The following is a 25,403-nucleotide window of genomic DNA, read 5'->3' as shown; positions in this document are numbered from 1 at the left end:
TCAGGCGGCCCGGTAATTGTAGTCGTCTGCCTGCGGCTCCAGCCGGAACTGCTCGACAAGCATCATCAACGTGTCGGCCTGGTGCGCGAGCGACCGGCTCGTCGCCGTGGCTTCCTCGACCATGGAAGCGTTCTGCTGTGTCATCTGGTCCATCTGGTTGACCGAGCCGTTGACCTCGTTGAGCGCAACGGCCTGATCGCGGCTAGCGGTCGCGATCATCTCCACATGCTGGCTGACGGTGACGATCTGCGCGCTGATCGATGCCAGCACTTCGCCCGTTTCCTTGACCAGGTGCGAACCGGCATTGACCTCGTTCGTCGACTTGTTGATGAGCCCCTTGATCTCGCGCGCGGCCTCTGCCGAACGCTGCGCCAGTTCACGCACTTCCTGGGCGACAACGGCAAAGCCCTTGCCTGCTTCACCCGCACGCGCCGCCTCGATGCCGGCGTTCAGCGCCAACAGGTTCGTCTGGAAGGCGATGTCGTCGATCACCTCGATGATCTGCTCGATCTGGCGCGAGGCCTCCTCGATGCGTCCCATGGCGGCGATCGCGTTGGTGACGACGGTCGCTGAGCTGTCGGCGCTGCGCTTCGTCTGGATCACGGCATGGTTGGCTTCGCCGGCACGCTCGGCCGAAGAGCGAACGGTCACGGTGATCTGGTCGACCGCAGCGGCGGTTTCTTCAAGCGATGCCGCCTGGGCTTCCGTTCGCTTCGACAGCGAGTCGGCGGCATGATGCATGCTTGAACCGCTTTCCTGGATCGCCTGCGCATTGGCACGGATCTGGGAGAGCGTGTCCTGCAGCCGGATCAGCGAGCCGTTGAAGTCCTCGCGCAACTGTTCGAGACGACCGTGGAACGGAACCTCGATCTGGCGCGAGAGGTCGCCCTGCGCGAGACGGCCGAGACCGGCTGCAAGCTCGCTGACGGCCAGATCGATCTGACGATCGAGCTCCCGCTTTTCCCGATCGTTGCGGCTGCGCTCCATCTCGGCGCGAGTACGCTGCTCTTCGCTCTCGGCCTCGATGCGCACCTTGGAAAGCGCGTTCTCCTTGAAGACGCCGAGCGCGCGCGCCATGTCGCCGATTTCGTCACGACGGGCGTCGCCGTCGATCGCCGTGTCGAGGCGGCCATCGGCGAGGCGCCGCATGGCAGCGGTGATCTGACCGATCGGCTTCTTCAGCGTCAGCGTCAACGCAATGCCGGCAAGCAGCGCGATGACGACGCCGCCGACGGTTGCGGCCACCGAGATCTGGTTTGCTTCCTGGCGTTCTGTTCCGGCGGCCACCTTCTGCTGCTCGGCAAAGCCGGTGAGATCGCCCCAGATCTGGTCGATCGATTGGCCGGCAGCGTCGAAGTCGGCGGTCCGCTTGACGGTGATTTCGACGAGCGCTGCGGCATCCTTCTTCATCGCCGTCAGGATCGGCATCAGCGTATCGGCGATCTTGTCGAAGGAAGCGCCGTCACTGGCAACACCACGCAGCGTCGCCATGTTCTGTTGAACGGCAAGCGACTTGTCGAGCAGCTTCTGGCGGTTCTCTTCGTTCGTCTGCCCCATGAAAGTCGCAGCGGAAATCTGAATGTCCGTGATCGACGCGGCGAGCCGGCGGGTTGCGGTCAGTACCGATTCCGTCGTGACGATCTGCTCGTCGAGTTCGGCGAAGATCCGCGTCGCGTCACGCATCTTGCCGACCGATGCCGCCTCCAGGCGGAAGCTCGCAGTGCGGAAACGGTCGACATATTTGGAGATGCCGGCAAGCGTCTCCGGGCCGGCCGGCGCCTTCAGCAGCGAACCGATCTCGCTCGAAGCCGACGTGATCGTTTCGGCAAGCGATTTCTCGTCCTTCGGCAGCAGACGGAAGATGTCGCGCTCGGTGCGGCCGATCATCGGGAAGCGTTCCTTGACGGCCTTGAGCTTGTCGTCGACGGTGATCGCCTTGCTGACCTCGGTGCCGAATTCGTTGAAGAAGCGGCTGGCGCGCATCAGCTTTTCGGCTTCGCGCAACATGGTCTTGGCAGCGTTTTCGTTCTTCCGCACGGCGTATTGCAGCCGGTTCGATTCCTCGTTGATCTTGGAGCGCTCGATCAGCAGCGCGTCGAGGTTTGCCGCCATCGCTGCGCGCAGCTCCTGCTCGCCGACATGCAGCTTCCAGAGGCCATCAATGCGTGCCTCGATGTCGTTTGTCGCGGCGATTGCGGCCGTCAACTCGTCCTGACCGCTCTGGCCGGCGACCTGCGCGGCCGTCGCCGCAAGCACGTCCTTCTGAGCCGAAATCTTCGACTGGACGGCTTGCCTGGTTTCCTCGGTCGTCGAATGCAGGAAGGCGTTCATGCCCGCATAGACATCCTTGAAGCCGCTCAATGTCTGCAGCACGCTGTTGGAAATCTCCATGCGGCCCTGAAGCAGGCCGGATGCATAGAGACCGGTGATACCGACGGCACAGATGCTGACGACGAAGGGCAGGATGAAAAAGAGCACCTTCGTCTGGATCTTGAAACGGGCAAGAATTCTATCAATGAACATTGAAAACACCTTGGCTCGCAGCTCGCATTCGCCTCCCCCGGCAGCTCGAGACGTCTCCGCCTTCAACGACAGGGCGTGAAGGTGCGAGCGATCGAGAGCCACCCGATGCGCAAACAGGCTGATGTTTTTCGGAAAATCATACGGCGCACGCCGCAAGTCCGTCGGCAATCATTGCGGATCCGCGTCACCACTCCTAGGCAACGTGGACCTGACGAACTCACATCGTCGCACTATCCAATTTGAACGATTAAAATTTATATAAGCGCGTTTCACCTGCGGCAGAAAATCCGAAGGTGCGCGGGGCGCTTCAACGGCGCCCGAGGAACCGGCCGTCTAGGGCCGGTTGCCTGAGATCAGAACCAAAGGGCCGGAAGGGCTGCAAGCGCGGCTACGGCGAAGAAAGCGATGAGGGCGAGGCGCGTGATCGCGGCCTTCTGCTGACGGCTTTCATCGGTGCGGGCGACCGCGATGGCGCGGGGACGGCGGCGTGGTTGGTTCATGGCATCCTGTCCTTGTCACATTCACCGGCAACCATCGGCCCGGATGAACCGGCTTGCCAGTCACACATATATTGCAGCCATGCCGTGGCGGAGGAAAGTCAAAAAATAGGAAACAGTGTTATTTCCGTTTACGCGACAATCCGATCACACCAACCGCCGGCTGTGCCGACGAGAATAAAGGTTCGATCAGAGCCGTTAACAATCGCTGAAGCACGACCCACCAAAAGCGGGGAGATCAGGCGTCCTGCCCGGCAGCAAAGCCCGATGCCCAGGCCCATTGGAAATTGTAGCCGCCGAGCCAGCCGGTCACATCGACGCATTCGCCGATGAAGTAGAGCCCCGGTACCGCCTTCGCCTGCATCGTCTTGGAATCGAGCCCTTTGGTATCGACGCCGCCGAGCGTGACCTCGGCCGTGCGATAGCCTTCCGATCCGGCGGGCTTGATCGTCCAGGCCTGGATCGAAGACGAAAGCTGGTTGATCGTCTTGTCCGAGAGGTCGGCAAGCTGACGGCCGGTCAGCTTCGCGCCGTCGGCGAAAAACTGTGCGAGCCGGCGCGGCAGGATATCGCCAAGCGCCGTCTGCACCGCCTGCTTACCGTGGGTACGGCGGATCTCCTTGAGGATCGCGGAGATGTCGATATCGGGCATCAGCCGCAACTCGATCTCCTGTCCCTCGCGCCAATAGGAAGAGATCTGCAGGATCGCCGGGCCGCTCAGGCCACGATGGGTGATCAGCACCGCCTCGCGAAAAGCCGTCTTGCCGAACCGGGCTTCGGCGTCGGCTGCGACGCCCGCCAGTTCGCCGATCGTTTCGAGTTGCGCCGGATCGAGGGTCAGCGGCACGAGGCCCGGCCGCGTTTCGACGATGCCAAGGCCGAACTGCTCGGCGATCCGGTAGGCGAGCCCGGTCGCACCCATCTTCGGAATCGACTTGCCGCCGCTGGCTATGACGAGCGATTGGGCATCGATAGGCCCCTCATCCGTCATGACGCGGAAGCCCGCCCCGTGGCGTTCGACGCTTTCGATCGTTGTCTCCAGCCGCAACTCGGCGTGCACATCACGCATTTCCGCGAGCAGCATCCTGATGATGTCCTTGGCCGAGTGGTTGCAGAAGAGCTGGCCGAGGGTCTTTTCGTGCCAGGCGATGCCGTGCTTTTCGACCAAGGCCAGGAAATCGCGCGGCGTATAACGCGCCAGTGCCGACTTGCAGAAATGCGGGTTGGCCGAAAGGAAATTCTTCGGCCCCGCATGGATATTGGTGAAGTTGCAGCGACCACCGCCGGAGATGCGGATCTTCTCGCCGGGTGCCTTGGCATGGTCGAGCACAGCCGCGCGGCGGCCGCGCTTGCCCGCTTCGATGGCGCACATCATGCCCGCAGCACCGGCGCCGATGATGACCACATCCTTCTTCTCAGCCACGAAACACCCCAGCTCTTTTGTCTTTCCTTCCCGGTGGCAAAGAAGAAAGTCAATGACCAAGCCCATCTAGCCAATTGCCAATCTGTGGTTATGATGCGTCATCCGAAGCCAAAACCGGTGATTTATGCCCTCCAAGAGAAGTGCTGCCCAACAAACAACGAAAATCAGCAAAACTTCGAAAATACCCCCCGCCTTGCACTCCCTCCGCGGTGTGAAGACCTGGAAGGAAGCCACGGACTGGCTCAAGATCCGCGGTATCGAAGACGTCGAATGCATCACGCCCGACCTTGCCGGCGTGCCTCGCGGCAAGATGATGCCGACCTCGAAATTCACGTCCAACACCTCGCTGGCGCTCCCCTCGGCCGTCTACCGGCACACGATCTCGGGCGAATATCCTGACGAAACCGGGCAGTTCCGCTACGATTCGCGCGACAGCGATATCAAGCTCGTGCCTGATCTCTCCACCCTTTCGGTCGTGCCCTGGGAGACCGACCCGACGGCGCAGGTGATCTGCGACATCGTCGGTTCGCAGGGTGAGCAGATCAGCTACACGCCGCGCAACGTCCTGAAGCGCGTGGTCGACCTTTACAAGAAGAAGGGCTGGAAACCGGTCGTCGCACCGGAAATCGAATTCTACCTCGTCGCCACCAATGACGACCCTGACTATCCCCTGCATCCACCGAAAGGTCGCTCCGGTCGCTCGATCCTTGGCGGTCAGGGCTATTCGATTGCCGGCATCAACGAGTTCGACGAGCTGATCGACGACATCTACCACTTCTCCGAGAAGCAGGGTCTCGAGATCGACACGCTGATCCATGAAGAGGGACCGGCGCAGCTCGAGATCAACCTTCGCCACGGCGACCCGATCGAGCTGGCCGACCAGGTCTTCCTGTTCAAGCGCACGATCCGCGAGGCGGCGCTGAAACACGGCATCTATGCCACCTTTATGGCCAAGCCGATGCAGGGCCAGCCGGGTTCGGCGATGCACATCCACCAGTCGGTGGTCGAAATCAACACCGGCCGGAACCTGTTTTCGAACCCGGATGGATCGGCATCGAAGGAATTCTTCCACTTCATCGGCGGCATGCAGCACTACGTGCCGCGCACGCTGGTCATGATGGCGCCCTATGTGAACTCCTTCCGCCGGCTGACGCCCGACATGTCGGCGCCGGTTAATACCGCCTGGGGCTACGACAACCGCACGACCGCCTTCCGCATCCCGGTGTCGGAACCGGTCGCCCGGCGCATCGAGAACCGGCTGCCGAGCTCGGATGCCAACCCCTACCTGGCGCTCGCGGCCTCGCTTGCCTGCGGCTATCTCGGCATCGTCGAACAGCGGGAGCCGACGGCACCGACCGAGGACACGGCCAACGAGGGCGAGATCGACCTGCCGCGCGGCCTGCTCGAAGCTGTCGCTCTGCTCGAATCGGCACCATCGCTTGCGGAGGTGCTGAGCCCTGAGTTCATCGCCATCTATGCCGGCGTCAAACGTGGCGAGTTCGAAACCTTCATGCAGGTCATCAGTCCCTGGGAACGCGAATTCCTGCTTCTCAACGTCTGACCTCAGAGGTTCTCCATGCCCTGGCAAAGCCCGATCTCGCCCGGTTACTCCTGGTATGAGGCGACCGTTCCGGATCGACCGGAGTATCCCGCCATGCCCGGATCGCGGAAAGCCAACGTCGCGATCGTCGGCGGTGGCTATACCGGGCTGCAGGCCGCCTGGAACCTGGCGCGGCAGGGCGTCGACGTCACCGTGATCGACGCCTGCCGCTTCGGCGACGGTGCCTCTGGCCGCAATGGCGGCCAGTTCGGCACCGGGCAGCGCGCCTGGGCGGACGAGACCGAGACAAGCCTTGGTCATGAGCGGGCACAGGCGCTCTTCGACATGGCGGAGAATGCCAAGCGCTATGTGCTCGACTTCGCAAGCGCCCACGAAATCGACATCGAGTTCGTGCCCGGCCAGCTCTCGGTCGGCCACAAGAAGAGCTTCGAAAAAGACTATCGCGACCATGCGGAAGCGATGGCAACACGCTTCGGCTATCCGCATCTCTCCTTCATGGATCGGGAGGAAACCGCAAGCCGGCTCGGATCGAGCCACTACCACTTCGGCATCCGCGATGCCGGCACCGGCCATATCCACCCGATGAAGCTGCTGGTCGGCCTTGCGAAACAGGCCGCCCTTGCCGGTGCCAATCTCTTCGAGCAGACGAAGGCAACCAAGATCGAGCGCCAAAGCGGCACGATCGTCATCACCACCGACCGCGGCACGATCACCGCCGACCGCGCGCTCGTCGCCTGCAACGCCTATATCGGCAATCTCGAGCCGGTGAGCGCCAGCCACGTCATGCCGATCCGCTCCTTCATCGGCGCAACGACGGTGCTTTCCGACCACCCAAAGGTCATTCCCGGCGGCGAATCGGTCGATGATTCGCGCTTCGTCGTGCGCTATTTCCGCAAGTCGCGGGACGGGCGGCTGCTCTTCGGCGGCCGCGAGGCCTATACCGCTGACAATCCGCTCGATATCTCGACCCACATCCGCCGGCAGATCAGCGAGATCTATCCGGAACTTGCCAATATCGAGATCACCCATGCCTGGGGCGGCTCGGTCGGCATCACCATGCCGCGCACGCCCTTCTGTCGCGAAGTGATGCCCGGCGTCACCTCGATCGGCGGCTATTCCGGCCACGGCGTGATGCTCTCCAACTATTGCGGCAAGCTCTATGCCGACCTGGCGCTCGGCAAGGATACCGAGCTCGATCTGCTGAAAGCCCTGAAAATCCCGGCTTTTCCCGGTGGTACGCGGTTCCGCTCCGCCCTTCTCTTCCTCGCGTTAAGCTGGTACGCATTACGTGACAGGTTCTGAGAAGCCCTCGCGGCGGCATTTTATTGCGCCGCACCCTAGCGCATTTAAATCGATTAGATTATATGTGTCCGTGACCTGAACAGATCGAGATATCCCATGAGCAGCCAGATCATTCCCGTCGAACCATTTGACTATGTGGTGTTCGGGGGCACCGGCGATCTTGCGGAGCGCAAGCTGTTGCCGGCGCTCTATCACCGGCAACTGGAAGGCCAGATCACCGAGCCGACCCGCATCATCGGGGCGTCGCGCGCAGCACTGAGCCATGAGGACTATCGCAAATTCGCCGTCGATGCGCTGAAGGAACATCTGAAGGCGGACGAGTACAAGGAAGAGGAAGTCGCCAAGTTCGCCGCGCGCCTGTTCTATGTTTCCGTCGACGCCAAGTCGGACCAGGGCTGGGACGCACTGAAGAAGATCCTCGAAGAGGGCAAGGAGCGTATCCGCGCCTTCTATCTCGCTGTCGGCCCGGCGATCTTCGGCGACATTTCCGAACGCATCCGCGATCACAAGCTGATCACCAAGAATACCCGCATCGTCGTCGAAAAGCCGATCGGCCGCGACCTCGCATCGGCGACCGAGCTCAACGACACGATCGGCAAGGTCTTCCGCGAAGAGCAGATCTTCCGTATCGACCACTATCTCGGCAAGGAGACGGTGCAGAACCTGATGGCGCTGCGCTTCGCCAATGCGCTCTACGAGCCGCTGTGGAACTCCGCCCATATCGACCACGTGCAGATCACCGTGGCGGAAGCCGTCGGCCTCGAAAACCGCGCCGGCTATTACGACAAGGCCGGTGCACTTCGCGACATGGTGCAGAACCACATCCTCCAGCTCGTCTGCTTCGTCGCCATGGAAGCGCCGACCTCGATGGACGCGGAAGCGGTCCGCGACGAAAAGCTCAAGGTTCTGCGCGCGCTGAAGCCGATCACCTCGTCCAACGTCGAACAGGTGACGGTGCGCGGCCAGTACCGCGCCGGCGCCTCTGCCGGCGGTCCGGTCAAGGGCTATCTCGAAGAGCTCGAAGGCGGCGTTTCGAACACCGAGACCTTCGTGGCGATCAAGGCCGAGGTCAGCAACTGGCGCTGGGCCGGCGTGCCCTTCTACATCCGTACAGGCAAGCGCCTTGCCGGCCGCATGTCGGAAATCGTCATCACCTTCAAGCAGATTCCGCACTCGATCTTCGACAACAACGCCGGCCGTATCTCCGCCAACCAGCTGGTCATTCGCCTGCAGCCGAACGAAGGCGTGAAGCAGTCGCTGATGATCAAGGATCCTGGCCCGGGCGGCATGCGCCTGCGTAACGTTTCGCTCGATATGAGCTTTGCCGAGGCATTTGCCGTGCGCAATGCCGACGCCTATGAGCGGCTGCTCTTCGACGTCGTCCGCAACAACCAGACGCTGTTCGTACGCCGCGACGAGGTCGAGGCCGCATGGAAGTGGGTCGACCCGATCCTGAAGGCCTGGGAGGAAACCGGGCAGCAGGTTCAGGGCTATACCGCCGGCACCTGGGGTCCGAGCCAGTCGATCGCGCTGATCGAGCGCGACGGCCGCACTTGGAACGATGCGATATAGGTGCGACCATGACGACAGAGCTTCATACATTTGAAAACGGTGCGGCACTCGCAGAGGGCTTGGCTGACGCCGTAAGCAGCGCACTTTCTGCCGGCATTGCAGCACGCGGTTCGGCGAGCATCGCAGTCTCCGGCGGCTCGACCCCCAAGGCTTTCTTCAAGGCGCTGTCCAAAAAGGACATCGCCTGGGACAAGGTAACCGTGACGCTCGTTGACGAACGTTTCGTGCCGCCGGAAAGTGATCGCTCCAACCATGGCCTGGTTGCCAGCAACCTGCTTCAGGACAAGGCGGCCGCGGCCAAGTTCCTGCCGCTCTACCATGCGGCCCCGACCGCCGAGGCGGCCGCTGAAATCGCAAGCCGGGAAACGGCAGCAATCGGCGCGCCGTTCGACGTCGCCATTCTCGGCATGGGAACGGACGGGCACACCGCGTCGTTCTTCCCGGGCGGATCGCAACTCGCGCGTGCCATCGATCCGGCGACGCCGCGCGGCGTGATCACCATGGAGGCGGAAGGTGCCGGCGAAACCCGCCTGACGCTGACCTTCGCCAGCCTTCAGGATGCGCGGCTTCTGGTGCTGCACATCGAAGGCGAAGGCAAGAAGACCGTTCTCGCCAAGGCTGAAGAGGCCGGCGACGAGAAGGACATGCCGATCCGCGCGATGCTGCGCCGTGCCGCATCGCCGGTGCAGATTTATTGGGCGCCGTAGATCGACTGCTGTTGGGTTGAATTGGCCCAATATCAAAGTGGAGACACGTTCAGCCGGTGGCGCGCTCCCGCCTGAACGGGAAAGTGTTTCTGAGAACATGCCGGGACGCGACGTGCGCTCTCCCAAGCTCGCCGCGCTCCGGACCGATGACTGGATGAAGATGAGGAGCTTCAAGGCTCCGGAACAGGATTTGCCATGTCCGCCGATTCCCGCATTGCCGCGATCACCGCTCGCATCGTCGAGCGCTCGAAACCGCACCGCGAACCCTATCTCGACCGCGTCCGCCGGGCGGCGTCGAGCGGCCCGCACCGCAGCGTGCTCGGCTGCGGCAACCTAGCGCACGGGTTTGCCGTCTGTTCCCCCGCCGAGAAGGTGGCGCTTGCGGGCGACCGCGTGGCCAATCTCGGCATCATCACCTCCTATAATGACATGCTCTCGGCGCACCAGCCGTTCGAGACCTATCCGGCGCTCATCCGCGATGCGGCGCGCGAAGCGGGCGGCGTCGCACAGGTTGCCGGCGGTGTGCCGGCCATGTGCGATGGCGTCACCCAGGGGCAGCCGGGCATGGAGCTCTCGCTCTTCTCGCGCGACCTGATCGCCATGGCTGCCGGCGTCGGCCTGTCGCACAACATGTTCGATTCCACCGTCTATCTCGGCGTCTGCGACAAGATCGTACCGGGTCTCGTCATTGCGGCGCTGACCTTCGGCCATCTGCCCGCCATCTTCGTGCCCGCGGGTCCGATGACCTCGGGCCTCCCGAACGACGAGAAGGCGCGGGTGCGCCAGCTCTTCGCCGAAGGCAAGGTCGGCCGCGACGAGCTTCTCGAAGCAGAGTCCAAGTCCTACCACGGGCCGGGCACCTGCACCTTCTATGGCACGGCCAACTCCAACCAGATGCTGATGGAGATCATGGGCTTCCACCTGCCCGGCGCCTCCTTCATCAATCCCGGCACGCCGCTGCGCGACGCGCTGACGAAGGAGGCCGCCAAGCGGGCGCTGGCGATCACCGCCATGGGCAACGAGTTCACGCCCGCCGGCGAGATGATCGACGAGCGCTCGATCGTCAACGGCGTCGTCGGCCTGCATGCGACCGGCGGCTCGACCAACCACACGATGCACCTGGTTGCCATGGCGCGCGCCGCCGGCATCGTCTTGACCTGGCAGGACATTTCCGAGCTTTCGGATATCGTGCCGCTCTTGGCCCGCGTCTATCCGAACGGCCTTGCCGATGTGAACCACTTCCATGCCGCCGGCGGCATGGGCTTCCTGATCAGCCAGTTGCTGCGGGGCGGGCTGCTGCACGATGACGTCCGCACCGTCGTCGGCCAGGGTCTCGACGCCTACAAGATCGACGTTCGGCTTGGAGCCGACGGCGGCGTCGAGCGCGTGCCGACACCGAAGGAAAGTGCTGACCCGAAGGTGCTTGCGACCATCGACCAACCGTTCCAGCATACCGGCGGCCTGAAGATGCTGACCGGCAATCTCGGCAAGGCGGTCATCAAGATTTCCGCCGTGAAACCGGATCGCCACGTCATCGAGGCCCCGGCGAAGATCTTCCACGACCAGGCCGAGCTCAATGCCGCCTTCAAGGCCGGCAAGCTCGAGGGCGATTTCGTCGCCGTCGTGCGCTTCCAGGGCCCGAAGGCGAACGGCATGCCGGAGTTGCACAAGCTGACGACCGTGCTCGGCATCCTGCAGGATCGCGGCCAGCGCGTCGCCATCCTTACCGACGGGCGCATGTCCGGCGCCTCCGGCAAGGTACCGGCGGCGATCCACGTGACACCGGAAGCCAAGGACGGCGGCCCGATCGCCCGGATCCAGGAAGGCGATATCGTGCGTATCGACGCGGTCGCCGGGACGATCGAAGTGCTGGTCGAGGACATCGCGCTGAAGACGCGGGTACCTGCGCATGCCGACCTCTCGGACAACGATTTCGGCATGGGCCGTGAGCTTTTCGCGCCGTTCCGGGCGATTGCAGGCGCTGCCGACCATGGAGCGAGCGTTCTCTTCCACTAGGACGCAAATAGCGCCGCCTCCTGAGCCAGGGCGGCGCTCTTTTCTAGCGAACTTTTCTTCGAGGCAGCGGCGAGCTGGGCGCCCACACCATCCGCTTACGGCAGCGGGCCGGGAAACATGTCATTGCGCCCATCGTAGCGCTCGATCTCCAGCGTAAATACATCGACGCCTTCGATGCAGCGGGCATTGATGGAGATCTTGTTGTCCGGATAGCCGCTGCGCATGATCGGCGTCGAGCAGGTCGGGCAGAAGTGATGGCCCTCATTGAGGCCGCGCCAGATATAGCTCGACAGGCGGCGTTTCTCAGTGAGCAGCTTCACCTTGGCCGCGTCCACTTTCCAATGCAGGAAGCCGGAGCGCCGGCAGGTCGAACAGTTGCATTCGACGAGGCCGGTAAGCTCCTCGTTAACCTCGACTGCGATGTCGCCGCAATGGCAGGAAAGCCGATAGGGTCGCTGCATGGTTCCGGTCCCACCTGTTGAAGAAGACCGCAACCATTCATTGCGCCGACAGGACGGTCAAGCCCCACACCTCAAGCCGCGTTCGGCCTCAGCGATAGATATCGAGCGTTCGGTTGCGATGGTTCGGATGGGTGCTGTAAACGAAGATGCGATTGAGATCGCGGTCGGTCAGCAGGCGGAGGAATCGCGCTTCGATGACGTTGTTGGCATGCACGCGCTTCAGCAGGCAGCCGACCATCTGGATGCGGGCACTCGGGATATCGAGATAGAAGTTCTGCGGAAGCTGATACTGCGTCAGGATACTGATGACGGCGCCGCTTTTGGAGAGCTTGATGATCTCGCAGCGGCGGGAACTCAGCTGCGTCATGCCCTTCTCGGTATATTCGATGCGCGCCTCGTTCCGTGTGTCCTCCATCGGAAAGTTCGCTTCCCGATCGTACATGAAGGACTCTTCCTTGTTCAGGAAGTGCTGCTGCATTGCGGGCGCCGCGCCTCTCATCGATATGCCTTTCCTATCCCCTTTTGAAACAGATTAGCGGCAGAGATTTAACAGAGGGTTTGATCCGTAGGTTGCATTGAAAAAACCCGCCCGATTTTACGGGCGGGTCGAGATGACCATCTGTTCGTTAGACAAATCCGGACGGAGGGCCGCTACGCACCTCTCCTGGAACTGATCTTCCAAGCCGCAAGTCCGGACGGAAAACCGCTACACACTTTTCCTGGAATTGCTTAGGCGCGATAGCTGCGACCGTCAGCATCGAACAGGTGCAGCTTGGCCTTGTCGGCGGTGAAGCGCACCTTGTCGCCGCGATGAACCGGCAGGATGCCGGGGATCTTGGCGATGATCGGCTCCTTGTCGACCAGACCTTCGATATAGAGCAGCGTCACTTCGCCGAGTGCCTCGACGATGGCGACCGTGCCCTCGAACAGGAAGTCCTCGCCAGCGAAGACCTGCAGGTCTTCCGGCCGCACGCCGAAGCTCGCCGTCTTGCCGTTCTGCGATGCGTCCGTGGCTATATCGAGCGTGACGCTCTTGCCGCCGGTCAGCTTCACCGTGGTCTGCGCGCCGGTGGCCGTAATCGCCGAGGGGATGATGTTCATCGCCGGCGAGCCGATGAAGCGCGCGACGAAGAGATTGGCCGGCCGCTCGTAAAGTTCCAGCGGCGCACCCACCTGCTCGATATGGCCTTGCGACAGCACGACGATACGATCGGCAAGCGTCATTGCCTCCACCTGGTCGTGGGTGACATAGATCATCGTGGTATCAGCCATCTGCTCGTTGAGCTTGGCGATCTCGATGCGGGTCGCAACGCGCAAGGCCGCGTCGAGGTTCGACAGCGGCTCGTCGAACAGGAAGACCTTGGGGTCGCGGCAGATCGCCCGGCCGATCGCAACGCGCTGGCGTTGACCGCCCGAAAGCGCTTTCGGCAGACGATCGAGATACTTGGTGAGCTGCAGGATATCGGCGGCCGCGCGCACGCGGCGATCGATCTCCTCCTTCGACTCCTTGGCGATCCGCATGCCGAAGGCCATGTTGTCGTACACGGTCATATGCGGATAGAGCGCGTAGGACTGGAACACCATGGCGATGCCGCGCTTCGACGGCGGCACGGTGTTGACGCGCTCGCCGTCGATGAACATGTCGCCGCCGGTGATCTCCTCGAGACCGGCGATCATGCGCAGCAGCGTCGACTTTCCGCAGCCGGACGGGCCGACGAAGACGATGAACTCGCCCTGCTTGATGTCGAGATTGATGCCATGAATGACATCGACCGCGCCGTAGGACTTGCGGATATCTTTAAGCAGCAGACCCGTCATGGCACCCTCCCCTTCGGTTCTTCCCGTCTTTCCTTGCTCTCATCATTGTTGGCCAGCCGTCACACCAACCGAGCGAAGTACGCGCCCCAGGCCGGCAGGTTGACCATTCTATCTTTCACTTCGGCTGCAAAGCCGTGCCCTTCAAGAGCGGCGACCGGTTCGTTCGGCAGCGTGGCCGCAGCCGGCGTACCGCTCATGTTGAACAGGCAGAAAAGCTTCTCGTTGCCATAGCTGCGCACGAAGGCGAGCACCTGTCCATCCGTGTTCAGGAACTCGATCTCGCCCTTGGCGAAAGCCGGATGCGCCTTGCGGAAATGCAGGAAGCGGCGGTAGTGCTCGAGGACGGATGCGTCATCACCCTGCTGCGCCGATACGGCACGCTCCAGGTGCTCTGCCGGCACGGGAAGCCAGGGCTTCGCGCTGCCGAAGCCGCCATTGACCGCGGCACCATCCCAGACCATCGGCGTGCGGCAACCGTCACGGCCCTTGAAGTCGGGCCAGAACTGGATGCCGTAGGGATCCTTCAGGTCCTCATAGGCGAGTTCGGCTTCGCTCAGCGCCAGCTCCTCGCCCTGATAGATGCAGACCGAGCCGCGCAGCGACATCAAGAGGCTCGCAAGCAGCTTCGCATGCGCGTCGCGATCGGCAACGCCAGCGCCCCAACGGCTGACATGGCGCACGACGTCGTGGTTGGAAAAGGCCCAGCAGGCCCAGCCCTCGGGCGCTGCCTTCTGGAAATTGCGGAGAACCTCGGCGACGGTCGCCGATGTCAGCGGATCGGGCGCCAGGAACTCGAAGGCATAGCACATCTGCATCTTGTCGCCGCCGGAGGTGTATTCGCCGGCGATCTCCAGGCCGCGCTGGCTGTCGCCGACCTCGCCGACGGCGGCGATCGCCGGAAACTCGTCCATGACCGCGCGGAACCGCTTCAGGAATGCCAGGTTCTCCGGCTGGTTCTTGTCGTAGAGATGTTCCTGATAGTTGTAGGGGTTCACCGCCGGCGCAGTCTGCGCGTTGCGGCGTTCCGGCGCCAGCGCCGGATTGTCGCGCAGCTGCTTGTCGTGGAAGTAGAAGTTGATGGTATCGAGGCGGAAGCCGTCGACGCCGCGCTCCAGCCAGAAGCGCTCGACACCGAGCAACGCATCCTGCACTTCCGGATTGTGCAGGTTGAGATCCGGCTGCGAGGTCAGGAAGTTGTGCAGGTAATATTGCAGGCGCGTCGGATCCCAGGCCCAGGCCGAGCCGCCGAAGATCGACAGCCAGTTGTTGGGCGGGGTGCCATCCGGCTTGGAGTCGGCCCAGACGTACCAGTCGGCCTTGGCGTTGGTCCGGCTTGCGCGGCTTTCGACGAACCAGGGATGCTGATCCGAGGTATGCGAGAGAACGAGGTCGATCATCACCCGGATGCCGAGGCGGTGCGCTTCCGCGATCACGGCGTCGAAATCGGCAAGGCTGCCGAAGATCTGGTCGACATCGGTGTAGTTGGAGACGTCGTAACCGAAATCCTTCATCGGCGAGGTGAAGAACGGCGAAATCCAGATCGCATCGGCACCGAGGGCGGCGATATGCGGCAGCCGGGCGACGATGCCCTTGAGGTCGCCGATGCCGTCGCCGTTGGAGTCCTGGTAGGAGCGCGGGTAGATCTGGTAGATCACCGCGCCGCGCCACCAGTCCCTATCCGGTTGCAAAGTGGAAGTGCTCATTTCGGTCATGCTCATTTTCTCTGGAGGTCCTTGATAGTCAGCCGCCCTTGACCGAGCCCGCCAGCAGACCGCGCACGAGATAGCGCTGCAAGCTGAAGAAGACGATCAGCGGAACGATGATGGTAATGAAGGCGGAAGCCGTCAGGATTTCCCAGTTGCCGCCGCGCGAGCCCAGCAGGTTGACGAGCCGGCCGGTCAGAACCAGTTCATCGGGGCCTGCGCCCAGGAACACGATCGCCACCAGCAGGTCGTTCCAGGTCCACAGGAACTGGAAGATCGCGAAGGAGGCGAGCGCCGGGAAGGACAGCGGCAGGATGATCTTGACGAAGATATCGAAATCGCTGGCACCGTCGACGCGGGCGGATTCCATGATTTCGCGCGGCAGGCCGGCCATGTAGTTGCGAAGCAGATAGATCGCCAGCGGCAGGCCGAACCCGGTATGGGCCAGCCAGATGCCGACATAGGTCTTGGCCGGCACGCCCAGGATCGTGCCAACGCCGTTGTAGAGCTTCAGCAGCGGGATCAGCGACATCTGCAGCGGCACGACGAGAAGACCGACGACCACGGCGATCAGGATCGCCCGGCCGGGGAACGGCATCCAGGCAAGCGCATAGGCGGCGAAGGCCGCGATCATGATCGGGATGATCGTCGCGGGTACGGCAACCGTCAGCGAATTGATGAAGGAGCGGCCGATGTTTTCGGCACCCAGCACCTCGGCATAATTGTCGAAGGTGAAACGCGGCGGCGACGACGCCGTCACGAAGACGCGCTGGCCGCGGCTTCCTTCCATCTTCTTGTCGGAAACGATCTCGAAGTTGCCGTCGGCCTGAACGGTCAGCTTTTCGCCGTCGTTGAGTTCGGCGGTTTCGCCGGCCTTGAACGCAGTCGGCTCGCGGCTGTTAAAGCCGAAGGCGGAGATTTGGCCCGGCTGACCTTCGAGCAGGTTGCCGGAGATCACGAACTTGCCTTCGCGCTCGACCTGGCTTTCTGGGCCTGGCGCCCGGACGACGGTGTTTTGCGACGAGGTCGAAAGTGCGGTCCACCAGCCGGAAACGGCGAGCTGATCCTTGTCGCGCAGAGACGAGATCAACAGGCCGGCGGTCGGCAACGTCCAGAGCGCGACGATCAAAAGGACCGAGAGGTGGACGACCCACATGAGGGGTGAGCGTGTCGCTGGATTCATCTCAGTGCCCCTTCATTTCCTTGGCCGCATTGCGGATGTTCCAGACCATGATCGGAATGACGAGGATCATGATGACGACGGCGATCGCCGCACCGCGGCCAAAGTCGCCGCCCCCGCGGAACATCCAGTCGAACATCAGGTTGGCGAGCACCTGGCTCTGCCATTGGCCGTTGGTCATCGCCAGCACGATGTCGAAGACCTTCAGCACGAGAATGGTGATGGTCGTCCAGACGACGGCGATCGTGCCCCAGATCTGCGGCACCATGATCTTGAAGAAGATCTGCCAGCCATTGGCGCCGTCGATGACAGCGGCTTCGATCGTTTCCTCAGGGATGCCGCGAAGGGCAGCGGACAGGATGACCATCGCAAAGCCCGTCTGGATCCAGACGAGGATCGCCATCAGGAAGAAATTGTTCCAGAACGGCAGCGTGATCCAGGCCTGCGGCGCGCCGCCGAAGGCGACGACGATGGCGTTCAGGAGGCCGATCTGCTCTGCGCCTTCGGGACGGAAATCGTAGATGAACTTCCAGATGACCGCGGCACCGACGAACGAGATCGCCATCGGCATGAAGATCAGCGTCTTGGCGATGTTGCCCCACCAGATGCGGTCGGTGAGTGCTGCGATGACCAGGCCGAAGAAGGTCGCGAGCGCCGGAACGACCAGCAGCCAGAGGAAATTATTGTAGATCGACTGGCGGAACTCACCGTCGTTGACCATCCAGGCATAGTTGCTGACGCCGACGAAGTTCTGTCCGGCGCGATCATGGACGCTGTACCAGAGCGACATGAAGACGGGATAGATAAGATACACTGTCAGCGCAAGGAGCGCCGGTCCCAGAAACAACCACGGACGGATGGCGTTGGTGATGCGCAGGTTTCTTGAGGCGACGGCACCGGATTTTCCCTTCGACGGGAACATCAGGTCGAGAATGAAACTGGTTCCCCAGAAATAGGCGGCGCAGCCGATGACCCCGCCCAACATGAACCCTGCAGCCTTCACAAGCTGAAACAACATGACATGTCCCTCCCCCTCGGTGCACGGTCGCGTGCAGGGCTGGCGATTGTCGCCGTTCTCATTGGGGTGCGCTGCTTCTCATAGACGAAGGCGGGAAGCGAACGGAAAACCGCATACACTTTTCCTCTGCCCGCCTCTGCAGCGAACCCGGATCGGCAACGGGCGGCATCGCCGCCGCCCGTCATCCGGTTCTTACTTGATGGCGTCCCACGCCTTTTGCACGCCATCGGCGACATCTGCCGACGACTTGCCGCCGACGAAATCGACCATGCCGGTCCAGAACGCGCCCGCGCCGATCTTGCCGGGCATCAGGTCGGAACCGTCGAAGCGGAAGGTGGTGGCGTTGAGCAGGATCTCGCCCTGCTTCTTCAGCGGCGGATTGCCGTAGGTATCGACGTTGACGCTCTTGTACGGCGTGAGGAAGCTCGTCTGCGCCATCCAGACTTCATGGGCGATCGGCGTCTTCAGGAATTCGATGAAGGCGCGCGCGGCCGGCGTGTCCTTGGTGATCATCGCCAGCGTACCGGCGCCGAGCACCGGATTGCCGAGCTCCTTCTTGCTCTCGTAGGGCGGCATGTAGAAGAAGTCGGCGTCCTCGCCGATCTTGGTGCCCTCAGGGAAGAAGGACGGAATGAACGACGCCTGGTGGTGCAGGTAGCACTTCGGCGGCGAGGCAAAGAGGCCCTTCGGGCTGTCACGGAAGTCGGTGGAGGCAACGGCTGCAGCGCCGCCATCGACGAACTTGTCGTTCTTGGCAAACCAGCCGAACTCATCGATCGCACCGACGACAGCCGGATCGGTGAAGGGAATCTCGTTCTTGACCCACTTGTCGTAGACATCGGCCGGCTGGGTGCGCAGCATCATGTCTTCCACCCAGTCGGTCGCCGGCCAGCCGGTCGCGCCGCCCGAGCCGAGGCCGATGCACCATGGCTTGCCGCCGTCAGCGGCGATCTTCTCGGTCAGCGCCTTCAGCTCTTCCATGGTCTTCGGCACTTCGTAGCCGGCATCCTCGAAGTTTTCGGGCGAGTACCAGACGAGCGACTTCACGTCGATCTTGTAGGGAAATGCATAGAGCGCGGCATTGCCGTCCTTGCCCTTGTAGGTCGAAAGATCGACCCAGGACTGGCCGGCGGCGTAGTTGTCGAGCAGCCACTTCTGGGTGTCGTCGCCGAGCGGCGTCAGGTAACCCTTGGAGGCGAGATCGCCGATCAGACCCGGCTGCGGGAGGACCGAGATTTCGGCCGGGCTGCCGGCCTGGGTGTCGATGACGATCTGCTGCTCATAGTTTTCCGAGGACGAATATTTGATCTCGGCGCCCGTCGCTTCGGTGAAGTAGGCATAGACGCTCTTGAACAGCGCCTCGTCCTCACCGCGCCAGGGGCCGAAGATCGTCAGCGTCTGGCCCTTGAGGTCATGACCCTTCTTGAACTCCTCGAAGCTCGCCCAGTTGAACTTCGAATCCTCGCCCGGCTTGAACTTGAGGTCAGCGGCGCCGGCAGCACCTGCCAACAGGGCAAACGCCGCCACGCCCAACAGCAATGATCTCTTCACGTTCTTCTCCTCCCAAAGATGAACCCGGATCCCACCGGGCAGACGATGATGCGCGAAAATTCAAAGCGCTTTGAGTTCGCTAACAAACCATTGCGACACGCGAGGAGTCAAGAGATTTCCCATCCCTGTCCTCAATGCGACGAATTTGTGCTTTGCGGTAACGTTTTGCACCGCGCAATGGTTGAATTCCGCTTTGTTGCTCGAAAAACGGATGCTACACCAACCCGAGGCGCTGGGACCAAACACCAAAAATCATACGGATATCCAAAGCGCTTTGGGAGGAATCCTGACCATGGCGGTCAATCTCAAGCAACTTGCGGAACTGCTCGGCCTGTCCCAGACGACGGTCAGCCGCGCATTGAACGGCTATCCGGAAGTGAATGCCGAGACCCGTCAGCGCGTGCTGCAGGCCGTGCGCGAGACCGGCTACAGGCCGAACCGCGCCGCCCAGCGACTGGCCACCGGCAGAGCCTTCTCCATCGGCATGGTCATGCCGATCGCGCCCGGTATCGATTCCGACGTGCACTTCGGCGAGTTCCTGGCGGGGCTTGCGGAAGAAGCGGTCAAGCACGACTTCCATTTCGTGCTCAATCCGAGTGCGCCGGAGGACGAGGAAGTGACGTTCCGGCGGCTGGCAGCCAGCGGCAATGTCGATGCGCTGTTCCTTGCCTATATGCGCGCCAACGACCCGCGCATCGCCATGCTGAAGTCGCTGTCGATCCCGTTTCTCGTCCACGGGCGCTCGATCGGCGAAAGCCGCGACTACCCCTTCCTCGACATCGACAACACCAGTGCCTTCTACGATGCGGCGCGACTTCTCATTCAACTCGGGCATCAACGGATCGCGCTGATCAATGGCCCGGAGTATCTGACTTTTTCCATCCGCCGCCAGAAGGGAATGCTCAGGGCGCTTACCGAACACGGCCTCACGCTCGACGAGGCGCTGGTCGAACATTCGCTGATGACCGACGAGCACGGCTACCGCAGCATGCAGCGCTTCCTACAGCATGCGCAGCCGCCGACCGCGGTGCTCTGCTCCAGTACGGTGCTGGCGCTCGGCGCGGTCCGGGCGATCAATCAGGCGGGCTTGAAAATTGGCGAGGACATCTCGCTGATCGCCCATGACGACGTGCTGCCGATGCTGAAGCCCGAGAATTTCAGCGTTCCGCTGACGACGACGCGCTCGTCGCTCAGGGCGGCCGGAGCCCGGATTGCCACACGGCTGATCGGCGGCATCCTGAAACGGGGCGACTATCCGGAACAGGAACTCTGGCGCGCGGAACTGATCGTGCGCGCCTCGACCGGGCCCGCTCCGCAAAAATGAAAACGCGCCGCAATCGCGACGCGTCTCGTCATTCGATGTGAGCAGGAATTAGAAGCGCGGCGGCCTGCGGCCCGCTTTGCGGTGAGCGGCAATCACGGTGTTGGCCATCAACATGGCGATGGTCATCGGGCCGACGCCGCCCGGCACTGGGGTAATCACGCTTGCGACCTCGGCGGCCTCGGCAAAGGCGACGTCGCCAACCAGCTTGGATTTCCCCTCGCCCTTTTCCGGCGCCGGCACGCGGTTGATGCCAACGTCGATCACCGTCGCGCCGGGCTTGACCCAGTCAGCCTTCACCATCTCTGGGCGGCCAACGGCGGCAACGAGGATATCCGCATTGCGGCAGACGGCGGCCAGGTCCTTGGTGCGCGAATGCGCCGTCGTCACGGTCGCATTGGCGGCGAGCAACAGCGCCGACATCGGCTTGCCGAAGAGGTTCGAACGGCCGATGACGACAGCGTTCAGCCCCGAGAGGTCATCGCCGTGTGTCTGGCGCACGAACACCATGGCGCCGGCCGGCGTGCAGGAGACGAGACCGCCTTCGAGATCGCCCGTCGCGAGCTTGCCGGCATTGACGATATGCAGGCCGTCGACGTCCTTTTCCGGAAGGATCGACTGGATGATCGGCTCGGAGTTCAGGTGCTTCGGCAACGGCAGCTGCACGAGGATGCCGTGAATGGAGGGATCCGCATTGAGCTCCGCAACCAGCGCGGCGAGTTCTTCCTGCGTGGTTGCCTCCGACAGGGTGTGCTGGATCGACAGGAAGCCGCACTCCTTGGCCATCTTGCTCTTCGAGGAAACATAGGCGTGGCTTGCCGGATCGTCGCCGACGATCACGACGGCAAGGCCTGCGCGAACACCGGCATCCGTCTCGAGCGCCTTGGTCGCGGCCTTCACAGTCTCGATGACCGAAGCGGCGACTTTCTTGCCATCAATCACAGTCGTCACGGCATGTTCCTCCTGGCTTCCTGTTCACGCGGCACACTCTAGTTCGCCCGGGAAAAGGCGATGGCCTCAAAGCGCCCTATGCTGTTCCAAACGCATAAATGCAAGAGGCGGCGGCGAGGTTGGCGGATGTTTCGTTCCACCGCGCGGCATTTCCTTTCACGGGTGAGAGGAGAGACGGCTTCGCTCAAAATCATGAGAGAGCGATCGCAACGTCGCACAGTCGGGGAATAGAGCCCACCCGTCGGCGATGGCTTAACCGCGTGCCAGCTTTTGAAGGGAGTAGTGTTCGACGCGGGTTCTCAGCGCTCGAAGATCTTCCTGGACCTTGGCGATTTCGGTATCGTTCTCCGCTTCCGCGTATGGTGGCGTGCGCCGGACCATAGCCCCTTCAGCTTCGCCACGACGCGCAGCGGCGTAGGCGGCTGTCAGCGATTGAGCATGATGCGCCGCTGGGCTGAACGGCGGCGGTAGATCGGACTTGGCAGGAGTGGGATCGGCCTGCGGCTGCTTGCGCGGCGAAGGTTCGGGATCGCCCTCCGGCTCTGGCGGCTCCGGATCCTGATCGCGCCGCGGCTCTGCACCAGGGCCGGCAAACAAACCGCGCATGCTGCGGTAGATGCCGAGCAAAACGCCGAGGCCGAAGCCGGCGAAGAAGCCGGCCATGGTGGCGGCAATCACGATGATCTTGCGCGAAGGACCCTTCGCCTGCAGCGCAGGCTCGGCCTTCGAGATCACCCGGATGTTCTTCGCCGTCAGCTTTTCCTCTTCGCGCGTTTCGCCGGCGCGCTTCAGGAAGGATTCGTAAATTGCGCGGGTGGCCGCGGCTTTCCGCTGCAGCTCACGCAGTTCGACGAATTCGGCGGAAGAATCGATCTGCCGCGCCTTCTGCACCGCAAGCTGCTGCAGCAGGTCCTGCTCGGTGCGCTGGGCGCGATCAAGCTCGGTTCCGGCCGCGGCGGCAATGCGGCGCAGTTCGTTGCCGATTTCGGAGCGCGAGGCCTCCAGCGCCTGCTGGGTGGCGATCCGTTGCGGGTGGCGTGGTCCGAGGCTCGCGTCAAGCGCACTCAATTGCGCCCTGGTCGCGGCAAATTGCTTGCGCAGTTCGGACAGCGCCAGCGAGCTGATTTCCTCCGGATAGGCCCCGGTCAAAACGTCGTTCAGCTGCACCTTGCCGGAGGCTTCCGCTTTCGCTTTTGCTTCGGCGATGCGGTTGCGGGCGGCGGCCACCTGGTCGCTGAGGCTCAGGAGCTGCTTGTCAGCGATCAGCTCGCCGCCGGCGCCGACGATGTCGTAGCTCGCCTTATAGTCCTCGACCGCCTTCTCGGCCGCATCGAGCTCGGCCTTCAATTCCTTGATGCGGACGTCGAGCGCCACCGTTGTTTTCTGGAAGAAGCCGGATTGCGCTGCGGTTTCTTCACCGAGAAAAGTTTCGACCAGCCGGTTGGTGATGAGCGCCGATTTCTCCGGGTTGCGCGTCTGCGCCTCGACCGTGACGATGAAGGTCTTCGGGTCGCGCCAAACCTGGATGGCCTCGCTCAGCTTCTTCAGCATACGGGCGGACGCGTCGCCGCCGGCCTTTCCTGCGAATTCCGGATCCTTCTCGAGGTCGAGGCCGGTTGCAACCTTCTCCATGACGGTGCGCGAGCGCAGCACTTCAAGCTGGCTGTCGACGAGCGCGAGAATGCCTTCGGTCGCCAGCGATTGTTTTGACAGATCGGAATCCGTCAGCCGCACCTCGCGCGGATCGATGTAGAGCTTGCTTTCGGAGACGTAGACGCTGGGTGTGGAAAGTGCGAGCAGTATGCCGCCCACAGCACCGAGCGCAGTCGTCGCAATAATGATCTTGCGCAGTTGCCAGACGGAGCGCAGGACGGTCTTGATGTCGACGAGAGGACGGTCACCGGGTGCGTCAGTGGCGGGCGCGGCTGTCGCCTGGGCATCGTCCCGGCTATCGGTCAACCATTGTACCAGCCTGTCGCCCATGCCGCTCAGGGCGCGACGATGCTTGGCCGTTCCACTCGTTCCCTTCGAGGCATTCTTGCCTATTGTCGGTTGCGCCGCCGAACGGGTCGCCTCGCGAGCGCCGGACTGGCCCGTCGGGCCTTCGGCTGCGGACAGGCGATTGAGCAGAGGAGAATTGGCCGCGGAAGCGCCGGCCACACGGGGCTTTTGCGCGCGCGCGGAACCGCGCGTGTCCTCGGCTACGAAATCGAGCAACGATGCACGCGGAACCGGGCGTTTCTCGTCGTCGATGTTGAACATGACTGATCCCGCGGCTGCCGAGACGGCGAATTCCGAATAGTGAAGCCAACCTAAGGAAACATGGAAAACAAATGGTTAATTTCTGTGGATCGACGCACGCAAACGGGTCAATCTCACGCCTTATTAAGCTTTCCCGCCTATGACGGAAGGCAGCAAAGCAGTTCCAGCAAATGCGACACGCGCCTTGCGCTCGGAACTCAGCATAAACAAAGAGATAGAGCGCTTCCAACGGCCGTGCCGGGAGACGCGCTGTTGGAACGTCGGCCGTGCCTCATCGCGTCAAAGCGCTTTATCTCCGCCACCAGGCGCTGATCCACGCCTATCTCTCCATGACCGGAGGCTCGGCCGGGCGGCTCGTGCTGTCGCTCGTCTACTTCATCGCCGTCGCGAACACGCTTGTCATCGCCGATTTTGGTCTCTTTGCCACAGCGTCAGCAGCCGGCATCATGATCTCGCGCGTGCTTGCCTTCGGCTTCATGTCGCCGCTCTATCGGGTCGCCACCGTAAAGCCCCTGCTGGTCGGGACCTACAGCGCCGGCTTCCTGGTGGGTGCGGTGCTCTCGCTGCCGCTGATCGCGATCATCTGCGCCATCATCTTCCTCGCCCTTTTTTCCCGGGACATGACGGCGAGCGCCTTTTCTGCGTTCATGCTGGCGGAAATCATCTGCTGGCGCGGACTGGAAACCGCGGTCATCGTGCTGAATGGCCTTGGCCGTTTCGGACGCGGGGCGCTGCTCGTGGTGATCGGTACGGCGATCCGCACCGGCGCTGCCTTGCTCTTTACTCTCCTATCCTGGAAGACGCTTGAGGCCTGGTCCTATTTCTACCTGGCTGCGAATGCGCTTGGCCTCGTCGTGGCGCTTTTGTGGTTCTACCCTCGCGTCCGGCTGCGCTGGAAGCCCAGGCTCTATTTCCGGCGCTGGTCCGATTCCGTCTCCGTCGCCGGTGCCGAGGTGCTGTTCTACATTCAGTCGGAATTCGACAAGATCGCCGTGCTTGCCATCGGCGGTCCGGCGGTTTCCGGCCTTTATGCCATCCTGATGCGGCTTGCGGACCTGACGGCGCTTCCGGTGCGGTCGTTCAACACCCTGCTCGTCCAGCGCATCATGCGTACGCCCGAGGCGATCGCGCGCTGGCGGATCAGGTTGTCGATCGAACTCCTGGTGGCGCTGGCTTCGCTTGCAGCCATGGCGGCCATGGCTCTCTATCTCTGGATCTTCCCGAACGGCCTCGGCCGCAACGTATCGGCCGCTGCTCCGATCATCGCGATGATCCTTCTCGTTCCCTCGTTCCGCAACCTGATCGAGTATCACTCCGAACTGCTCTATGCGACGGGCCGGACGGTGCGGCGCATGCTCAACCTGCTGATCGCCGGCGTGGTCAAGGTGGCTCTGCTGGTGCTGTTGCTGCGGACAACGACAGATGTTACCGCCTGGGCGCCGTCGCTCAACGCGATCTTCTTCGCGCTCTACGCCCTCTCCTTCGTCCTGACTTACACGGCGCTCCGGAAGCCGGCTGAACGCGTCATCTGACGCCG

19 protein-coding genes are annotated in these 25,403 nt (G+C 62.5%); 7 read left to right on the top strand and 12 right to left on the bottom strand.

Annotated features, from left to right (window positions below):
• The 3 genes from IB265_RS03175 to IB265_RS03165 all read right to left on the bottom strand — a co-directional run bounded on the left by IB265_RS03175 (position 1) and on the right by IB265_RS03165 (position 4,443).
• Entirely contained in the window at positions 1 to 2,523 is a 2,523-nt protein-coding gene (locus IB265_RS03175; RefSeq protein WP_057251009.1) for a methyl-accepting chemotaxis protein, read from the bottom strand.
• A gap of 353 nt (positions 2,524 to 2,876) precedes the next feature.
• A complete protein-coding gene (locus IB265_RS03170) occupies positions 2,877 to 3,023 on the bottom strand; it encodes a hypothetical protein (RefSeq protein WP_176907103.1) in 147 nt (48 codons plus the stop codon).
• Between the two features lie 235 nt (positions 3,024 to 3,258).
• Complete coding sequence (locus IB265_RS03165) at positions 3,259 to 4,443, bottom strand: NAD(P)/FAD-dependent oxidoreductase (protein ID WP_057251011.1); 1,185 nt, start codon at positions 4,441 to 4,443, stop codon at positions 3,259 to 3,261.
• Between the two features lie 124 nt (positions 4,444 to 4,567).
• Between IB265_RS03165 and IB265_RS03160 the strand changes: the two genes are divergently transcribed.
• The 5 genes from IB265_RS03160 (at position 4,568) to edd (ending at position 11,601) form a co-directional block, all read left to right on the top strand.
• Positions 4,568 to 6,004 carry a glutamine synthetase family protein gene (locus tag IB265_RS03160; RefSeq protein ID WP_057251012.1) on the top strand — a complete coding sequence of 479 codons (1,437 nt, stop codon included), beginning with the start codon at positions 4,568 to 4,570 and terminating at the stop codon, positions 6,002 to 6,004.
• 15 nt (positions 6,005 to 6,019) lie between these two features.
• Positions 6,020 to 7,306 (top strand): FAD-binding oxidoreductase, encoded by a 1,287-nt coding sequence (locus tag IB265_RS03155; protein WP_057251014.1) that lies wholly within the window; start codon positions 6,020 to 6,022, stop codon positions 7,304 to 7,306.
• A gap of 96 nt (positions 7,307 to 7,402) precedes the next feature.
• Positions 7,403 to 8,878, top strand: a complete 1,476-nt coding sequence (gene zwf, locus IB265_RS03150) for a glucose-6-phosphate dehydrogenase (RefSeq protein ID WP_057251016.1) — start codon at positions 7,403 to 7,405, stop codon at positions 8,876 to 8,878.
• 8 nt (positions 8,879 to 8,886) lie between these two features.
• A complete protein-coding gene (gene pgl / locus IB265_RS03145; RefSeq protein ID WP_057251018.1) occupies positions 8,887 to 9,585 on the top strand; it encodes a 6-phosphogluconolactonase in 699 nt (232 codons plus the stop codon).
• 195 nt (positions 9,586 to 9,780) lie between these two features.
• A complete protein-coding gene (gene edd / locus IB265_RS03140) occupies positions 9,781 to 11,601 on the top strand; it encodes a phosphogluconate dehydratase (RefSeq protein WP_058320482.1) in 1,821 nt (606 codons plus the stop codon).
• Positions 11,602 to 11,696: 95 nt separating this feature from the next.
• Here edd and IB265_RS03135 read toward each other — a convergent pair whose 3' ends face one another.
• From IB265_RS03135 to IB265_RS03105, 7 genes are all read right to left on the bottom strand, one after another.
• Positions 11,697 to 12,062: a GFA family protein gene (locus tag IB265_RS03135; RefSeq protein ID WP_057251022.1), complete on the bottom strand. Its 366-nt coding sequence runs from the start codon at positions 12,060 to 12,062 to the stop codon at positions 11,697 to 11,699.
• 88 nt (positions 12,063 to 12,150) lie between these two features.
• Complete coding sequence (locus tag IB265_RS03130; RefSeq protein ID WP_057251024.1) at positions 12,151 to 12,561, bottom strand: hypothetical protein; 411 nt, start codon at positions 12,559 to 12,561, stop codon at positions 12,151 to 12,153.
• 230 nt (positions 12,562 to 12,791) lie between these two features.
• Positions 12,792 to 13,880, bottom strand: a complete 1,089-nt coding sequence (locus IB265_RS03125; protein ID WP_192494623.1) for an ABC transporter ATP-binding protein — start codon at positions 13,878 to 13,880, stop codon at positions 12,792 to 12,794.
• 59 nt (positions 13,881 to 13,939) lie between these two features.
• Entirely contained in the window at positions 13,940 to 15,592 is a 1,653-nt protein-coding gene (locus tag IB265_RS03120; RefSeq protein WP_375293050.1) for an alpha-glucosidase family protein, read from the bottom strand.
• 28 nt (positions 15,593 to 15,620) lie between these two features.
• On the bottom strand, positions 15,621 to 16,766 hold the full coding sequence (locus IB265_RS03115; RefSeq protein ID WP_057251030.1) for a carbohydrate ABC transporter permease: 1,146 nt from the start codon (positions 16,764 to 16,766) through the stop codon (positions 15,621 to 15,623).
• A gap of 1 nt (position 16,767) precedes the next feature.
• Positions 16,768 to 17,781, bottom strand: a complete 1,014-nt coding sequence (locus tag IB265_RS03110; RefSeq protein WP_110877986.1) for a carbohydrate ABC transporter permease — start codon at positions 17,779 to 17,781, stop codon at positions 16,768 to 16,770.
• A gap of 192 nt (positions 17,782 to 17,973) precedes the next feature.
• Positions 17,974 to 19,332, bottom strand: coding sequence for an ABC transporter substrate-binding protein (locus IB265_RS03105; protein WP_057251032.1), 1,359 nt, complete (start codon positions 19,330 to 19,332; stop codon positions 17,974 to 17,976).
• A gap of 292 nt (positions 19,333 to 19,624) precedes the next feature.
• Between IB265_RS03105 and IB265_RS03100 the strand changes: the two genes are divergently transcribed.
• A complete protein-coding gene (locus tag IB265_RS03100) occupies positions 19,625 to 20,656 on the top strand; it encodes a LacI family DNA-binding transcriptional regulator (RefSeq protein ID WP_057251034.1) in 1,032 nt (343 codons plus the stop codon).
• Positions 20,657 to 20,704: 48 nt separating this feature from the next.
• Here the strand turns inward: IB265_RS03100 and folD are convergent, their stop codons facing one another.
• Complete coding sequence (gene folD, locus IB265_RS03095; protein ID WP_057251036.1) at positions 20,705 to 21,604, bottom strand: bifunctional methylenetetrahydrofolate dehydrogenase/methenyltetrahydrofolate cyclohydrolase FolD; 900 nt, start codon at positions 21,602 to 21,604, stop codon at positions 20,705 to 20,707.
• A 252-nt stretch (positions 21,605 to 21,856) separates the two neighbouring features.
• Positions 21,857 to 23,866 (bottom strand): GumC family protein, encoded by a 2,010-nt coding sequence (locus IB265_RS03090; RefSeq protein ID WP_057251038.1) that lies wholly within the window; start codon positions 23,864 to 23,866, stop codon positions 21,857 to 21,859.
• Between the two features lie 266 nt (positions 23,867 to 24,132).
• On the opposite strand from IB265_RS03090, the gene IB265_RS03085 reads away from it, so the two are divergent.
• Positions 24,133 to 25,398 carry a lipopolysaccharide biosynthesis protein gene (locus IB265_RS03085; protein ID WP_057251040.1) on the top strand — a complete coding sequence of 422 codons (1,266 nt, stop codon included), beginning with the start codon at positions 24,133 to 24,135 and terminating at the stop codon, positions 25,396 to 25,398.
• The last annotated feature ends 5 nt before the right edge of the window (positions 25,399 to 25,403 follow it).

It is taken from the genome of Ensifer sp. ENS10 (assembly GCF_014852025.1).
Taxonomy (GTDB): domain Bacteria; phylum Pseudomonadota; class Alphaproteobacteria; order Rhizobiales; family Rhizobiaceae; genus Ensifer.
Note: the sequence above shows the minus strand (reverse complement) of the source record. Positions and strands in the feature narration are given on the sequence as shown.

Excerpts from the sequence above, each read along its gene's own strand:
- IB265_RS03170 (WP_176907103.1), bottom strand. The coding sequence starts at position 3,023 with ATGAACCAACCACGCCGCCGTCCCCGCGCCATCGCGGTCGCCCGCACC.
- IB265_RS03090 (WP_057251038.1), bottom strand. The coding sequence starts at position 23,866 with ATGTTCAACATCGACGACGAGAAACGCCCGGTTCCGCGTGCATCGTTG.
- edd (WP_058320482.1), top strand. The coding sequence starts at position 9,781 with ATGTCCGCCGATTCCCGCATTGCCGCGATCACCGCTCGCATCGTCGAG.
- IB265_RS03100 (WP_057251034.1), top strand. The coding sequence starts at position 19,625 with ATGGCGGTCAATCTCAAGCAACTTGCGGAACTGCTCGGCCTGTCCCAG.
- IB265_RS03130 (WP_057251024.1), bottom strand. The coding sequence starts at position 12,561 with ATGAGAGGCGCGGCGCCCGCAATGCAGCAGCACTTCCTGAACAAGGAA.
- IB265_RS03160 (WP_057251012.1), top strand. The coding sequence starts at position 4,568 with ATGCCCTCCAAGAGAAGTGCTGCCCAACAAACAACGAAAATCAGCAAA.
- IB265_RS03155 (WP_057251014.1), top strand. The coding sequence starts at position 6,020 with ATGCCCTGGCAAAGCCCGATCTCGCCCGGTTACTCCTGGTATGAGGCG.
- IB265_RS03175 (WP_057251009.1), bottom strand. The coding sequence starts at position 2,523 with ATGTTCATTGATAGAATTCTTGCCCGTTTCAAGATCCAGACGAAGGTG.
- IB265_RS03110 (WP_110877986.1), bottom strand. The coding sequence starts at position 17,781 with ATGTTGTTTCAGCTTGTGAAGGCTGCAGGGTTCATGTTGGGCGGGGTC.
- zwf (WP_057251016.1), top strand. The coding sequence starts at position 7,403 with ATGAGCAGCCAGATCATTCCCGTCGAACCATTTGACTATGTGGTGTTC.
- IB265_RS03135 (WP_057251022.1), bottom strand. The coding sequence starts at position 12,062 with ATGCAGCGACCCTATCGGCTTTCCTGCCATTGCGGCGACATCGCAGTC.
- IB265_RS03125 (WP_192494623.1), bottom strand. The coding sequence starts at position 13,880 with ATGACGGGTCTGCTGCTTAAAGATATCCGCAAGTCCTACGGCGCGGTC.
- IB265_RS03115 (WP_057251030.1), bottom strand. The coding sequence starts at position 16,766 with ATGAATCCAGCGACACGCTCACCCCTCATGTGGGTCGTCCACCTCTCG.
- IB265_RS03120 (WP_375293050.1), bottom strand. The coding sequence starts at position 15,592 with ATGACCGAAATGAGCACTTCCACTTTGCAACCGGATAGGGACTGGTGG.
- pgl (WP_057251018.1), top strand. The coding sequence starts at position 8,887 with ATGACGACAGAGCTTCATACATTTGAAAACGGTGCGGCACTCGCAGAG.